The sequence below is a fragment of the Nitrospirillum bahiense genome (genome assembly GCF_007828025.1).
Taxonomy (GTDB): domain Bacteria; phylum Pseudomonadota; class Alphaproteobacteria; order Azospirillales; family Azospirillaceae; genus Nitrospirillum; species Nitrospirillum amazonense.
In genome coordinates, this window is sequence record NZ_VITO01000007.1 from 244617 (window position 1) to 258997 (window position 14381).

Below are 14381 nucleotides of genomic sequence, written 5' to 3' on the forward strand. Positions count from 1 at the left end.
ATTCCAGAACAAGAGGGGTGACCGATGGGGTCTCGGCAGAGTGGCGAGGGCATCACGCGGCGTTGGGTCAATGCGGTGGGCGCGGCGGTATTGGGCGTCGCGCTGTTTGGGGGCGTGCCGCTGGTCCAGGCCAAGGACATGGCGACCGCGCCGGCCGCCCTGCTGTCGGGTGGCGCCGTGGCCTCGGCCGACACCTTCGGCACGGGCGCCGGGGCGGAGATCCTGAGGGCCGGCGGCAACGCCGTGGACGCCGCCGTGGCCACCGCCTTCGCCCTGGCCGTCACTTATCCCGAGGCCGGCAACATCGGCGGTGGCGGCTTCATGACCCTGTTCGTGGACGGCAAGCCCTACTTCATCGACTACCGTGAGGTGGCGCCCAAGGCCGCGACGCGCACCATGTACCTGGACGCCCAGGGCAACGTGATTCCCAAGCTCAGCCTGGTGGGCGCCAAGGCCGCCGGCGTGCCTGGCACCGTCATGGGCCTGTGGGAGGCGCACCACCGCTTCGGCACGCTGCCCTGGGAGCGGGTCATCCAACCGGCCATCACCTTGGCGGAGAAGGGCTTCCTGCCGTCCGACAAGATCATCGCCTACCGCACCGACATGATGGCGCAGTTCGCGGGCACCAACTTCGCCCAGTATTTCGGCAAGATGGAACCGGGCAAGATCTTCACCCAGCCGGAACTGGCCGAGACGCTGAAGCGCATCGCCAAGGACGGGCCCAAGGAGTTCTACACCGGCAAGACGGCGCAGCTGCTGGTCGCGCAAATGAAAAAGGACGGCGGCCTGATCACGGCGCAGGACCTGGCGGACTATAAGGCCAAGTGGCGGGAGCCCATCCGGTTCACCTGGCAGGGCAACGTCGTCTACACCGCCCCGCCGCCCAGTTCGGGCGGGGAGGCGCTGGCCCAGCTGCTGAAGATGAAGGAACTGCGCGCCGCGGATTTCAAGGACGTGCCGCTGAACTCCGCCAAGTACATCCACCTGCTGGCGGAGATCGAGAAGCGGGTGTTCGCCGACCGCGCCGAATACCTGGGCGACCCGGACTTCTACAAGGTGCCGGTGGAAAAGCTGATCAGCGACGACTACCTGGCCAAGCGGGCCGGGGAGGTCAACCCGACCGCCATTTCCCCCACACCCGACGTGAAGCCGGGGCTGGAGCCCAACGAGACCACGCACTTTTCCGTCGTCGACAAATGGGGCAACGCCGTCTCCAACACCTACACCCTGAATTTCGAGTTCGGGAACGGCGAGGTGGTCAGCGGCGCCGGCTTCCTGATGAATGACGAGATGGATGACTTCAGCGCCAAGCCGGGCGTGCCCAACGGCTTCGGTGTGGTGGGCAAGGACGCCAACGCCATCCAGCCGGGCAAGCGCATGCTGTCCTCCATGACCCCCACCATCGTCACCCGCGATGGCAAGGTCAGCCTGGTGCTGGGCACGCCCGGCGGCTCCCGCATCTTCACCGGCGTCTTCCAGGTGATGAGCGACGTCTATGACTTCCACATGCCCTTGCAGGCGGCGGTGGCGGCCCAGCGGGTGCACCATCAACTGCTGCCCAAGGACACCATCTATTACGACCCCTACGCCCCGCTGACGGGGCCGGAGGCCGACAAGCTGAAGGCCATGGGCTACACGCTGGTGAACCAGGGTTGGAACATGGGCGATGTGGAGGCCGTGCAGGTGATCGGAACCGAGCTGCAAACCGCGTCCGACCCGCGCGGACGCGGCGCGGGACAGGTGGTTCGCTGAGCATAACCTATTGTTCTTATTGGGGAATGGGCCGGGCGCGTAAAGTTCCCGGCCCATTCATAATTACGGTCGCATTAAGGCAAACATCGCCCTTAAATCGTCAACATCCGCCTCCAGGATACCAACCATGGGAAGCCGATGACGGCACGAGCCGACAAGCGAGCATCCCCTTTTTGGAGGTAAGATCATGACGAGCGATTTCCTGCGTCTGGCGAAGGTGAAGCGCTTTGCCGCGGTTGCCGCACTGGTCGTGGTCGGGGTCGCCGCATCATCCGGCCTGACCGCGACCAAGGCGAACGCCGACGAATACTGGCGTCACCACCATGGTGACTACTACCGCTACCACGACTACTATCGTGGCCCGCGGGTCTACGTGGCCCCGCCGTACTACTACGGCCCGCCCCGTCCGGTGTACGTGCCGCCCCCGGTGTACTACGCGCCCCCGCCGCCGCCCCCGGTCTACTATCCGTCGGCTGGCCTGAACGTGGTCATTCCCATCCGCTAATCCCTTAACCCCCCTAATCCCTTAACCCCAATGATTTAGCCGGCATCAAGCCCGGCCCCCGGGGCGGAGTCCTGCCTGGTTCCGCCCCGGCCTTGGAAGCAGTGAGGCCATCATGTTGAAGAAAGCTGTCGTCGTCGTTGTCGCCGGGTCCCTGCTGGCCGGCTGTTCCGGTCTGAATGCCCGCCAGCAGCGCGCCCTGTCCGGTGGCGCCATCGGCGCCGCGGGTGGTGCCGCCCTGACGGCCATCGTCGGCGGCCCGGTCCTGGCGGGTGCCGCCATCGGCGCCGCCGGTGGTGCGGCCGTGGGCGCCCTGATCAAACCCTAAGGAATCAAGCCCTGAGGCTGGTTCCAGTTCGTTTCCCTGTAGTTCTTCTCATTCCCTGTTTCCCGTCCCATACCTTTCCAAGCCCGGCCGGTTTCGACCCGCCGGGCTTTTTCTGCGCCGGTTTCATGGCGGTTGGGGCATTCCACAGCATCGTTTGCGGGATAACGCCGAAGGGGCATGCGCCCGGGGAATTTCGGCCGATCTTGTCCGGCCGGCCACAAGCTGCTAGGGTCCGCGCCGCTCGCAAACACCCAGGTTAAAGTTGAAGCACCATGAAGGTTAACGCCAACACCATGCGCCCCGGCCACGTTATGGAGAATAACGGCAAGCTGTGGGTGGTCGTGAAGACGCAGATCGTGCAGCCCGGCAAGGGCGGCGCTTTCATCCAGATCGAGATGAAGGACGTGCGCACGGGCACCAAGACGATCGAGCGCTTCCGTACCCAGGAAAGCGTGGAGCGGGCCCGCCTGGACGAACATGAGATGACCTTCCTGTTCGCCGAAGAGGGCGACAGCTACACCTTCATGGACAAGGAAACCTTCGAGCAGGTCTCCATCCCCGGCGATGTCGTCGGCGACGGCAAGGTCTTCCTGACCGACGGCATGGAAGTGACGGTGCAGACCTTCGAGGGTGCTCCCCTGTCGGTCGAGCTGCCGCAGACCGTGACCCTGCGGATCACCGAGGCCGACCCGGTGGTGAAGGGCCAGACGGCCTCTTCCTCGTACAAGCCGGCCGTGCTGGAAAACGGTGTGCGCATCCTGGTTCCGCCGCACATCGAAGCCGGCACCCGCGTGGTGGTCAGCACCGCCGAGGGCGAATATATGGAACGCGCGAAGGACTAAGCTTCCTTCCCGCCGCCGCCCTCGGGCGGCTGGTTCGTTGCCAGAGCGAATTCCGCCTTCCGGTGGAATTCGCTCTCGGCTTTTATGGTAGGGCGGTCCCCCGGGGACCTGCCTGTAATGAGATCAAAAGGGACACCCCATGGCCGCCCGTTCCGCCATCCTCAACGTCATGACCAAAGCCGCCGAGAAGGCGGGCCGCGCCCTGGTGCGCGACTTCGGTGAGGTGGAGCAGCTGCAGGTTTCCCGCAAGGGTCCGGCGGACTTCGTGTCCGCCGCCGACCGCAAGTCGGAAAACATCATCCGCGAGGAGTTGTCCAAGGCGCGCCCCAGCTTCGGCTTCCTGCTGGAGGAAGCGGGCAGCGTGGCCGGCAGCGACCCGTCGCACCGCTGGATCGTCGATCCGCTGGACGGCACCACCAACTTCCTGCACGGCCTGCCGCACTGGGCCGTCACCATCGCGCTGGAAAAGGAAGGCGAGATCGTCGCCGGCGTGGTGTACGAGCCGGTGCATGATGAGATGTTCTGGACGGAGAAGGGCGCCGGCGCCTTCCTCAACCACACCCGTCTGCGCGTCTCTGCCCGCCGCAACCTGCCCGACGCGCTGATCGCCACCGGCATCCCCTTCAAGGGCCATGGCGACCATGCCGCCTACCTGCCGCAGCTGCAGGCGGTGATGGGCGAGGTGGCCGGTATCCGCCGCCTGGGTGCCGCCGCCCTGGACCTGGCCTATGTCGCCGCCGGCCGCTTCGACGGCTTCTTCGAAACCAACCTGAAGCCCTGGGACGTGGCCGCGGGTCTGCTGATGGTGACCGAGGCCGGCGGTTTCGCCACCGAGATCGGCGGCGGCAAGGTTCCGCAGAGCGGCGCCAGCGTGCTGGCCGCCAATTCCCACCTGCATCTGCCGCTGGGCACCCTGCTGCGCAACGCCGGCAAGAAGAAGGCTGCCGGCTGAGCGCCTGCGGTTTTCGTCTGGTTTTCGCGATCGGCCCGGGCGTCAGCGTCCGGGCCGATTGTCGTTCAGGCGGCGGGCAAGGTCACCCGCGCCTCCAGCCCGCCGCCGGGCCGATTGCTCAGAGTGATGTCGCCGCCGTGGCCGCGCACGATGGCCAGCGCCGCCGTCAGGCCCAGGCCAACGCCGCCGGTCACCCGGTTGCGTGACCGGTCCAGGCGGAAAAAAGGGCTGAACACCTGCTCCAGCGCGTCCTCCGGGATACCCGGGCCATTGTCTCGCACGACAATGGCCACCGTTCCCGGCACCTGCTCCCCCGGCACCCGCTCCAGCGTCACCGCCGGCGGGGTAGCGTGCTTCACCGCGTTCTCGATCAGGTTGGTGACGGCCCGCTTCAGCGCGAAGGGCCGGCCGCGATAGACGGCATGGCTGGGCCCTTCGTAGGCGACGGCCACGCCCTGGTCGGCATATTCATCGGCAATGGTGGTCAGCAAGCCGCCCAGGTCGAAGGCGGTCACCGCCTCCTCATTCGCGTCGTCGCGGAAAAAGGCCAGGGCGCCGTCGACCATGGCCTGCATCTCGTCCACGTCGCGGAACAGCCGCGCCTGTTGTTCCGCGTCCTCCACGAACTCGCCGCGCAGGCGCATGCGCGTCAGCGGCGTGCGCAGATCGTGGGAGATGGCGGCCAGCATGGCCGTGCGATAGCCCACGAACTTCTGGATCTGCCCCTGCATGGCGTTGAAGGCGCGGATGACACCACGCAGTTCGCGCGGACCCGACTCGGCGATGGGCGGGGCCTGGGGATTGGTGCCAAATTGCCGGGCGGCATCGGCGATGCGCTCGATGGGCCGGGACAGCTGCCGGGCGGCGACCAGCGACACCGCAGCGGCCGACAGCAGTAGGAAGGTCAGGACGATGCCGGCACGCAAGGCGCGGATGATGGCATCGCGGCTACGGTGGGTGTGCGCGTAGATGAGCCAGCTGTCGTCTTTCAGCCGTATCGCCAGGAACCTGGGATGGGGGTCGGACAGGAAGTCGTGATGCAGGTACGCCGCTGCCGGGCTGTCCACCGTCGCCGCGAACATCAGGGATCGCGGGTTCAGGTCCGCCAGCCACGCCAACGGCTCCTGAAGATCATTCAGACCGGTCCTCTGGCGCAGCATTGCAGCTAGGGGACCGTCCACCGGGTGCCATTCGACACGATAGATTGGTGTGGTCGTAGCGGCGGCCAGGGCGGGCCGTAGTGCCGGTGGAGCGACGTCGATGGCGTGGGTGATGCTGATGGCCGCCTGTGCCAGCCCGGCGTCGTTGGCGGGCGGCTGCAGCCAGGCCCCGGCGAAGCTGACGACCATGCCACTCAGCAACGCTGCGCTGGTCACCGCCGCCATGATGGTCAAGGCGAATCGCCGCGCGATGGTGTCCTGCGACCAGGTCGGTTCCCAGGGGGGTGATCTCATTGCCGGCGGACCTGGGGCGTAAAGATATAACCGCCGTTGCGCACGGTGCGGATCAAGGCCGGACTCTTGGGATCATCCTCCAGCTTGTGGCGCAGGCGGCTGACCTGCACGTCGATGCTGCGGTCGTAAGCCGCGTGGCTCTGGCCGCGCGCCAAGTCCAGCAGCTGGTCGCGGGTCAGCACACGCTGGGGATGCTCTACGAAGGCCAGCAGCAGGTCGAACTCCCCGCCCGACAGCAGCACCAGGGTGCCATCCTCCGACCGAAGTTCCCGTCGCGCCACGTCCAGCCGCCAGCCGGCGAAACTGAGGCAGGGGCGGGTTTCAACGGGCTGGCCGGCGGCCTCGCCGGTCCGGCGCAGCACGGCCTTGACCCGGGCCAGCAGCTCGCGCGCGTCGAAGGGCTTGGTCAGGTAGTCGTCGGCGCCGATCTCCAGCCCCACGACGCGGTCGGTATGGTCGGCCATGGCGGTCAGCATGATGACCGGCATGCGCGACGCCGCGCGCAAGGTCCGGCACAGGCTGAAGCCGTCCTCGCCGCGCAGCATGATGTCCAGGATGACCAGGTCGATGGGGCCCGCCGCCAGGGCCGCCCGCATGCCCGCGCCGTCCTCGGCCACCCGCACGGCATAGCCGTGCCGTTGGAAGAACAGGGTCAGCAGGGACAGGATGTCCTCGTCGTCATCGACGATCAGCAGGGTTGGCTGCTGGGCAGGGGCGGGCAGTGGGGCGGGCAGGGACGTCATGGGTCCGCATGCTAGCACGCGCGGGCGCCTCGCTTTGTGTCCGTTGTCCCGGGCAATTGTTTCAAGCCGGACACATTGTGCCCGTCCGGCAGCAAAGCCGACATCAGCCGTCAAGAATCGGGGCTTAGGGTCCAGCCTCGTTCCGGCGGCCGACGGGTTGGGGCCTGGCCGCCGGGCGCCGTTTCCCCAAAGCCGAGAGGCCACGCGCCCCATGCTCTCCCGCACATCCGTTTCCGTTTTTGGCGCCGCGCTGCTGGCCGGCGCCACCCTTTCCGCCGTTCCGGCCCTGGCTGATGATCCTGCCGCTTCCCAGACCCGCCAGCCGCCGGTCTGGGACATCACCGTCGGCGGCGGCGTCGCCGTGCGCCCAAACTACGAGGGCAGCGACCATTACCGGGTGGCACCGTTGCCGCTGGTCACCATCCGCTATGACGACATGCTGGCCCTGGGGCCGGAGGGGCTCAGCGCCTATTGGCACCAGGGCAATGTGCGTGTCGGCGCCGCCCTGACATTCGATCCCGGCCGGAACGACAGCAATACCAACGGCCTTTTCAGCAACGGTGACGACCGCCTCAAGGGCCTGGGCGACATCGACACGTCGCTGGGCGTCAAGCTCTTCGGCGCCTATCAGCTGGGCCGCATCAGCCTGGACGCGTCTGTCACCAAGTACACGGGCGACCAGAACGACGGCGTGGTACTGACGGCCGGTGCGGGCCTGCCGTTCAAGCTGGCCGACCATCTGATCCTGACGCCGCACGTGGGCACCACCTGGGCCAATGACAATTACATGCAGACCTACTTCGGCGTCACGCCGGTGCAAGCCGCCCATTCCCGCTTCGCGGCCTACACCGCCGGCTCCGGCTTCAAGGATGTCAGCGCCGGTGTCGGCGCCCTGTACCGTTTCAACGAGCACTGGTTCGTCACGGGCGACGTGTCGGTGAAGCGCTTGTTAGGCGACGCCGCCGACAGCCCAGTCACCTACGACGCCACCAGCGCCCGCGCCTTCACGGCGGTGGGCTATCGCTTCTGAAAGGGAAACGCCCCCGGCGCCAGCGGCTCCGGGGGCGTTTTGATCCATCCGCGCCGGTGCTTAAGCCAGCTGCGCCTCCACGGCCTGGATGATGGCCTCGTTGGACGGGCGGAAGACCGAGGACCAATAGCGCACCAGGCGGCCGTCCTTGCCCAGCAGGTACTTGTGGAAGTTCCAGCGGGGGGCGGCGTCCTCGCCCGCCACGTTGACCAGCCAGTTGAAGAAGGGATGGGCCTCGGCGCCGATCACCACTTCCTTATCGGCCATGGTGAACTCAACCCCGTAGTTGCGCTGGCAGAAGGCGCCGATTTCCGAAGCCGAGCCTGGCTCCTGCTTGCCGAAATCATTGGACGGCACGCCCAGCACCACCAGGCCCCGGGGGCCGTACTTGGCGTGCAGGGCCTGCAGATCCTCATACTGGTTGGTGAAGCGGCAGTTGCTGGCGGTGTTGACCACCAGCACCGGCTGCCCGGCGTAGGCGGCCAGCGGAACGGCGCCCTTGCCGCCCAGGCGCTGGAAGGAGAAGGCGTGGGCGGAAGTGGTGGCGGCGGTCTGCGACTGGGGCAACATGGGGTGGGCTCCTGGCCGGTGGTCTGGCGTGGGCTGGCCTTCGGGATAGGCGTCAGCGCCAATCGATAATTTAGAACTATTCTAAACTAGGCGTATCCGTCAAGCCCTGTTTAGGTGGCAAAGAACGGGTATGGCAGGGCTGCGAAACAGCGCAGGCGGGACCAAGGGGTGATAAAAAGGTTGCGCCGAACATGGATCGGCCACATTTCCAAGGTCTAGTCAGCCTGCTGAAAGTCGTCACCCGCATGCGTCGTTTCAAGATGTGTTCCTTACCCGCCGTGGTTGCCGTAGCCGTTGCAGTGCTGGCGATGCCAGTGCACGCCCAGACGACCGCGCCGCAAGCCACCGGGCCGCAAACCGACGCCGCCCCGTCCGCAGGGGCCCAGGCCGAGACCCAGCAGGCCGCGCCGAAGCCGGCCGCCAAGCCCAAGGCCACCAAGCAGAAGGCGGCCAAGCCACCCCCGGCGCCGGCCGTGCCCGGCCAATCCACGGAAAGCCAGTCGGGCAAGGCGACCACGCCGCCCGCCTCCGGCGAGCTGGGTGTGCCTACCATCGGCCGGGCGCCGGCGGCGCCCAAGCCCAAGGTGGTGCCCGTGCCGGACATGCCCAAGCCCCTGACCAAGCCGGAGGCGACCCCCATCCCAGGTCATGCGGCGGAACCGGAGGGCGCGGCCCCGCCCGTCACCACGGACATCCGCCCACGCGGCACCACCCATGTGGAGAAGGGCACGCCCGCCACCCAGGCCGATCACCAGACCGTGCCCTTCGCCGCCGGGTCCTCCACCCTGGACAAGAAACAGGAGGCGGCCCTGGTGGCCATCGCCGGACGCCTGGGGCAGGATGCCAACCGCCGGCTGGAGATCCGGGGGTTCGCGCCCCTGCCGGCCTTGGACAGGGAGGCCGCCGCCCGGCGCCTGTCCCTGTTCCGCGCCATGGCCGTGCGGGACCGCCTGATGGCCTTGGGCGTGGCCAAGGAACGCCTGGTGATCTACGCCATGGGGTCCGTCAACGGCAATGAGGACGACAAGAACGCCGTGCGCGGGGCCGCCAAAGGCTCGGACCTGCCGGCAGAGGCCTTCGACCGGGTGGAGCTGACCTTCATCCACTGAGCATTCCCAAGCGGTCCGGGACGGTGGCAGCCGCCCGGGTAAGCCGCGATAGCGATAAAGGAAAAAACGTGTCGCGCCCCACCCCCTATCTCTTCCGCATGTGCGTGTTCCTGGCGGCCATAGCCGCGGTGATGGGGGTGCTCTACCCGCAGGTGGAACGGTTCTTCATGGCCAACCCGGCCTTGAACGGCCTGATCCTGGGCGCGCTGGCCATCGGCATCCTTTACATCTTCCGCCAGGCCCTGATGCTGCGGCCGGAGGTGGAATGGCTTGAGACCTTCCGCAGCGGCGGCGCCACCTCCACCCAGCCGCGGTTGCTGGCTCCCATGGCCCATATGCTGGGGGACCGCGGCCGGGGCGGGACGGCCGGCATGAACGGCAGCCGCCTCAACCTGTCGGCCATCGCCACCCGGTCCCTGCTGGACGGCGTCAGCGCCCGCCTGGACGAAAGCCGGGAGATCAGCCGCTATCTCATCGGCCTCATGATCTTCTTAGGGTTGCTGGGCACCTTCTGGGGCCTGTTGCAGACCGTCTCCACCATCGGCGGCGTCATCTCCGGCCTCAAGATGGGCAACGGCGACGCGGTCGCCATCTTCTCCGAACTGCAGCAGGGCTTGGCGGCCCCTCTGGCCGGCATGGGCACGGCCTTCAGCGCCAGCCTGTTCGGCCTGGCCGGCTCACTGGTGCTGGGCTTCCTGGAGCTGCAGGCCGGGCAGGCGCAGAACCGCTTCTACATGGATCTGGAGGATTGGCTGGCCGGTTCCACCCGCATTGGCGGCGGCGGCCTGGTGGAGGTGGGCGACCAGCCCGTGCCGGCCTATATCCAGGCCCTGCTGGAAACCACCGCCGAGAACATCGAGAAGCTGCAGTACACGATGGCGCAGGGGGAGGACAACCGCCGCAACGCCAACAACCACCTGGTGGCGCTGACGGAACGGCTGGCCACCCTGTCGGACCAGATGAAGGCGGAACAGCAGCTGATGGTGCGCCTGGCGGAAGGCCAGATGGAAATGCGGCCCGTGCTGCAGCGCCTGGCCGACCAGCTGGGACAGGCGGGGGGCCTGGGCGGTGGCGGCATGGACGATGCCAGCCGCGCCCACCTGCGCAACCTGGACCTCTACCTCGCCCGCCTGGTGGAGGAGGTGGCCACCGGCCGTGTCCAGTCCACCCAGGAAATCCGCACCGAAATCAAGATCCTGACCCGCACCATCGCGGCGCTGGGCGAAGGGGCGGAGCGCTAAGCCATGGCGGGAATCGGCCGGCGGGCCTCGCGCCGCCATCTCGATATCTGGCCCGGCTGGGTGGACGCGCTGTCCTCCCTGGTCATGGTCATTGTCTTCCTGCTGATGGTGTTCGTGCTGTCGCAGTTCGCGCTCACCTCCCTGCTGCACGGCAAGGATGAGGCGCTGGCCCAGCTGAACAGCCGTATCGCGCTGCTGGCCGACCAGCTGGCCATGGAGCAGGCGGACAAGGCCAAGCTGGCCGCCGACATGGCGGCCCTGACGGAGCAGCTGCAGGCGTCGCTCGCCAAGAACACCCAGCTGCAGGCAGACCTCGACGCGGCCGGCAAGGCCAAGGACGACCTGGCGGCGCAAGTGCAGGCCCTGACCGATGCCGCCGGCGCCAAGCAGGCGGAACTGGACAACGAGAAGAACGTCAGCGCCCAGGCCAAGGCGCAGGTCGACCTGCTGAACCAGCAGCTGGCGGCGCTCCGCCAGCAATTGGCGCAGCTGAACGCCGCGCTGGCCGCGTCGGAGCAGAAGGATAAGGAACAGCAGGTCCAGATCGTGGATCTGGGCAAACGCCTGAACGCCGCGCTGGCCGGCAAGGTGGCGGAACTGGCCCGCTACCGCTCCGAATTCTTCGGCAAGCTGCGCGAGGTGCTGGGTGACCGGCCGGACATTCGCATCGTCGGCGACCGCTTCGTTTTCCAGTCCGAGGTGCTGTTCGACAGCGGCAGTGCTGAGCTGGGCGACCGGGGCCGCAAGCAGCTGGCCAGCCTGGCCAAGACCCTGCTGGACATCTCCAAGAAATTTCCCAAGGACCTGAACTGGATCCTGCGCGTGGACGGCCATACCGATGCCGTGCCCATCCACACCCCCGCCTTCGCCAGCAACTGGGAACTGTCCTCGGCCCGCGCCACGGCGGTGGTGAAGTTCCTGATCCAGCAGGGCGTGGCGCCGGAGCGCCTGGCCTCCACCGGCTTCGGTGAGTTCCAGCCGCTGGAACCGGGCGACACCCCCGACGTCCGCGCCCGCAACCGCCGCATCGAGCTGAAGCTGGATCAGCGGTAAGCGGCCCCATCCTCGAACAGGGACCGGTCTTCCTGGAACCGCTGCGCCAGGAAATCGGTCACCGCGCGGACGGCGGGGGCCCTGCCATCTTGCCGTCGCGTTACCATCCACAGCTCCCGAGGCGGTGGCGCTGGTTCCAGAGGGCAGGCAAGCAGTCCTTCCGTCGTCCGGCCGGTAAAATGCGGCAGCAGGGCGACACCGGCCCCAGCTTGGGCGGCGGCTGCCTGGGCGAATTGGTTGCCGGCGCGGAAGGCGATCCGAGCGCGGGGGAAGTGGCGTGCCAGCCACATGGCTTCGGGTAGATGGGCGTTGGCTTCGTCGAAGCCGACGAAGTTCGGGGATGCGCCCATCGTCAACTGTCGGCACCAGTCCCGGGAAGCATAGAACCCGAACCCCATGGACACGACTGGCCGGGCCATCAGATCGCCATCCTGCGGCTTGGCCAAGCGCAGCCCGATGTCGGCTTCCCGCCGCTCCAGGCTGACGGCACGTATATCCGACGCTACTTCGATATCCAGGCTGGGATGGCACGCTGCCAGGGTGGCCAGGCGGGCCACTAGATAGCCCTGCGTCAGGCCGGGCGTTGCGTTGACCCGCACCAGCCCTCGCGGCCCCGCCTCGGCGCTATCTCGGCCCAAGGTCGCGGCGGCAATTTCCATGTCGGTGGCGGCGTTCAGCGCCCGTTGGCCGGCGAGCGTCAGGACATAGCCGTCCGGCCGCCGTTCCACCAGCCGATTGCCCAGCGTTTGCTCCAGGGAGGCGACCCGCCGTGCCACCGTGGCGTGATTTACCGACAGGGCGCGTGCCGCCGCCGACAGGCTGCCGTGGCGAGCCAGCGCGACAAAGACACGGATGTCCTCCCAATCGGTCCCTGTGCGAATTTGATCAGCCATTGTGGGAAAATAGCAAATTTTCTCTCAGGGGCCCATGGCCTATTCATGCCTGGACCCCGCTTGCTAAAGGACGCCCCCACCCATGGCCGCCCACACCCTGACGCTGACCCTGGTCGGCGGTCCCACCGCCCTGATCGAGGTGGGCGGCTTTCGCCTGCTCACCGACCCGACCTTCGACCCGCCGGGCCTGTACCGGGAGGCGCCGGTACGGTTCGAGAAGACGTCGGGCCCGGCCTTGTCCCCAGGGGAGATTGGTCTGCTGGATGGAGTCCTCCTGACCCACGACCAGCATTTCGACAACCTGGACAACGCTGGCCGGGCCCTGCTGCCCACCACGCCCGTCACCTACACCACCCTGGCCGGCGCCGGGCGGCTGGAGGGCAACGCCGTGGGTTTGGCGCCATTCGAAACGCGGGAATTACAGGCCGCCGATGGGCGCCGGCTGTTCATCACCGCCACGCCGGCGCGCCACGGACCCGTGGGTATCGAGCCCATTTCCGGTGACGTCGTGGGCTTTCTGCTGGGCTTGGACCAGCCGGGCGACACCCTCTACGTCACCGGGGACACTGTCTGGTACGGCGGCACCGCCGAAGTCGCCCGCCGGTTCGCACCCAAGGTGGTGATGCTGTTCACGGGCGCTGCGGAGCCGCGCGGCCGTTTCCACATGACCATGGACAGCAACGACGCTTTGGAGGCGGCGCATGCCTTTCCTGATGCTGCGCTGGTCGCTGTCCATAACGAGGGATGGGTGCACTTCAAGGAGAGCGCCACGGAATTGGCGACCGCCTTCGCGACCCTGGGCGCCGCCACCCGCCTCACACCCCTGGACCGGGGCGTGCCCCGGCCATTCACGCTTTGAACGGGAGTCATCCCTCAATGACCGATATGAGTGCCAAGACTTACAGGGCTATCCAGGTGTCCCGGCCCGGGTACCTGGAAATGGTCGATCTGCCGCTGGTCCCGCCTGGACCAGGACAGGTCCGCATCCGGGTGGAAGCGTGCGGGATTTGCCACACCGACGCCATGACCGTGGAGGGTGGCGTGACCGACATCGTCTATCCCCGGGTGCCGGGTCACGAGGTGGTGGGCTGCATCGACGCGTTGGGCGAGGGGGTGACCGGCTGGGCCCTCGACCGGCGGGTCGGGGTTGGATTCCTGGCGGGAAATTGCGGCAGCTGCGCTGAATGCCGGCGAGGTCATTTCACCGCCTGCCGCGACCAGCGCTGGACGGGGGTCCATCATGATGGCGGCTATGCCGAGATGATGTTGGCGCAGGCGAACGCCCTGGTCTCCATTCCCGACGCGCTGGCCGCAGTCGAGGCGGCACCCCTGTTGTGTGCGGGCATTACCGTCTTCAAGGCGCTGAAGAAGTCCGGCGCCCGGCCGGGCGACATCGTCGCCATCCATGGGGTCGGCGGGTTGGGCCACCTGGCGGTGCAGTTCGCCCGCAAGATGGGCTTCCGCACGGTGGCCATCGCCCGGGGTAGGGAGAAGGAAGGGCCGGCCAAGGCGTTGGGCGCCCACCATTACATCAACAGTGCCGGCGAGGACGCCGCCGCCGCGCTGCTCGTTCTGGGCGGGGCCCGGGTCATCGTCTCGACGGTTACGGCGCCCAAAGCCATTTCACCCCTCGTGGCTGGCTTGGCGCCGCATGGGCGGCTGATGGTGGTGGGGGTGGGGGCGGAACCCGTCGAGATATCGCCCTTTGCGCTGGTGCAGAACGATGTCTCCGTCAGCGGCTCCTTGACCGGTACGACCATCGAAAGCGAGGATTCGCTGGCGTTTAGCGTGCTCCAGGATATCCGCGCCTTGGTCGAGACCGTGCCCCTTGCGGAGGCCCGCCAAGCCTATGACCGCATGATGCGCAACCAGGCGCAATTCCGCATCGTCTTGACGATGTGATCAGCGTCCC

The 14381-nt window shown here is 67.4% G+C and carries 15 protein-coding genes; 11 read left to right on the plus strand and 4 right to left on the minus strand.

Annotated features, from left to right (window positions below):
* Positions 1–24 precede the first annotated feature (24 nt).
* From ggt to FBZ88_RS12780, 5 genes are all read left to right on the plus strand, one after another.
* Positions 25–1752, plus strand: coding sequence for a gamma-glutamyltransferase (gene ggt / locus FBZ88_RS12760; protein WP_246138636.1), 1728 nt, complete (start codon positions 25–27; stop codon positions 1750–1752).
* A gap of 187 nt (positions 1753–1939) precedes the next feature.
* Entirely contained in the window at positions 1940–2257 is a 318-nt protein-coding gene (locus FBZ88_RS12765; protein ID WP_186464367.1) for a hypothetical protein, read from the plus strand.
* A gap of 112 nt (positions 2258–2369) precedes the next feature.
* On the plus strand, positions 2370–2582 hold the full coding sequence (locus FBZ88_RS12770; protein WP_088871815.1) for a hypothetical protein: 213 nt from the start codon (positions 2370–2372) through the stop codon (positions 2580–2582).
* Between the two features lie 272 nt (positions 2583–2854).
* Complete coding sequence (gene efp, locus FBZ88_RS12775; protein WP_004271878.1) at positions 2855–3424, plus strand: elongation factor P; 570 nt, start codon at positions 2855–2857, stop codon at positions 3422–3424.
* A gap of 139 nt (positions 3425–3563) precedes the next feature.
* The gene (locus FBZ88_RS12780) at positions 3564–4376 is read left to right on the plus strand and encodes an inositol monophosphatase family protein (protein WP_145611583.1); all 813 of its coding nucleotides are present in this window, start codon (positions 3564–3566) and stop codon (positions 4374–4376) included.
* Between the two features lie 65 nt (positions 4377–4441).
* Here the strand turns inward: FBZ88_RS12780 and FBZ88_RS12785 are convergent, their stop codons facing one another.
* Both FBZ88_RS12785 and FBZ88_RS12790 read right to left on the minus strand, forming a co-directional pair.
* On the minus strand, positions 4442–5830 hold the full coding sequence (locus FBZ88_RS12785) for an ATP-binding protein (RefSeq protein WP_145617325.1): 1389 nt from the start codon (positions 5828–5830) through the stop codon (positions 4442–4444).
* A complete protein-coding gene (locus FBZ88_RS12790; protein ID WP_145617327.1) occupies positions 5827–6573 on the minus strand; it encodes a response regulator in 747 nt (248 codons plus the stop codon). The genes FBZ88_RS12785 and FBZ88_RS12790 overlap by 4 nt, the downstream gene beginning before the upstream one ends.
* 211 nt (positions 6574–6784) lie before the next feature.
* Here FBZ88_RS12790 and FBZ88_RS12795 point away from each other — a divergent pair, with 211 nt between their 5' ends.
* Positions 6785–7603, plus strand: coding sequence for a MipA/OmpV family protein (locus tag FBZ88_RS12795; RefSeq protein ID WP_186464368.1), 819 nt, complete (start codon positions 6785–6787; stop codon positions 7601–7603).
* A 60-nt stretch (positions 7604–7663) separates the two neighbouring features.
* Here FBZ88_RS12795 and FBZ88_RS12800 read toward each other — a convergent pair whose 3' ends face one another.
* Positions 7664–8173 carry a glutathione peroxidase gene (locus FBZ88_RS12800; RefSeq protein ID WP_088871812.1) on the minus strand — a complete coding sequence of 170 codons (510 nt, stop codon included), beginning with the start codon at positions 8171–8173 and terminating at the stop codon, positions 7664–7666.
* 314 nt (positions 8174–8487) lie between these two features.
* Between FBZ88_RS12800 and FBZ88_RS12805 the strand changes: the two genes are divergently transcribed.
* From FBZ88_RS12805 to FBZ88_RS12815, 3 genes are all read left to right on the plus strand, one after another.
* The gene (locus FBZ88_RS12805; protein ID WP_145617331.1) at positions 8488–9282 is read left to right on the plus strand and encodes an OmpA family protein; all 795 of its coding nucleotides are present in this window, start codon (positions 8488–8490) and stop codon (positions 9280–9282) included.
* A 68-nt stretch (positions 9283–9350) separates the two neighbouring features.
* Complete coding sequence (locus FBZ88_RS12810; protein WP_088871810.1) at positions 9351–10523, plus strand: flagellar motor protein MotA; 1173 nt, start codon at positions 9351–9353, stop codon at positions 10521–10523.
* A 3-nt stretch (positions 10524–10526) separates the two neighbouring features.
* Positions 10527–11576: a peptidoglycan -binding protein gene (locus tag FBZ88_RS12815; RefSeq protein WP_004271871.1), complete on the plus strand. Its 1050-nt coding sequence runs from the start codon at positions 10527–10529 to the stop codon at positions 11574–11576.
* On the opposite strand, the gene FBZ88_RS12820 is transcribed toward FBZ88_RS12815, so the two are convergent.
* Positions 11567–12469, minus strand: a complete 903-nt coding sequence (locus tag FBZ88_RS12820) for a LysR family transcriptional regulator (protein WP_145617333.1) — start codon at positions 12467–12469, stop codon at positions 11567–11569. The two genes, FBZ88_RS12815 and FBZ88_RS12820, sit on opposite strands and share 10 nt — an antisense overlap.
* An 82-nt stretch (positions 12470–12551) precedes the next feature.
* Here FBZ88_RS12820 and FBZ88_RS12825 point away from each other — a divergent pair, with 82 nt between their 5' ends.
* Positions 12552–13328, plus strand: a complete 777-nt coding sequence (locus tag FBZ88_RS12825) for an MBL fold metallo-hydrolase (protein ID WP_145617335.1) — start codon at positions 12552–12554, stop codon at positions 13326–13328.
* A 17-nt stretch (positions 13329–13345) separates the two neighbouring features.
* Entirely contained in the window at positions 13346–14371 is a 1026-nt protein-coding gene (locus FBZ88_RS12830) for an alcohol dehydrogenase (protein WP_145617337.1), read from the plus strand.
* Positions 14372–14381: the final 10 nt, after the last annotated feature.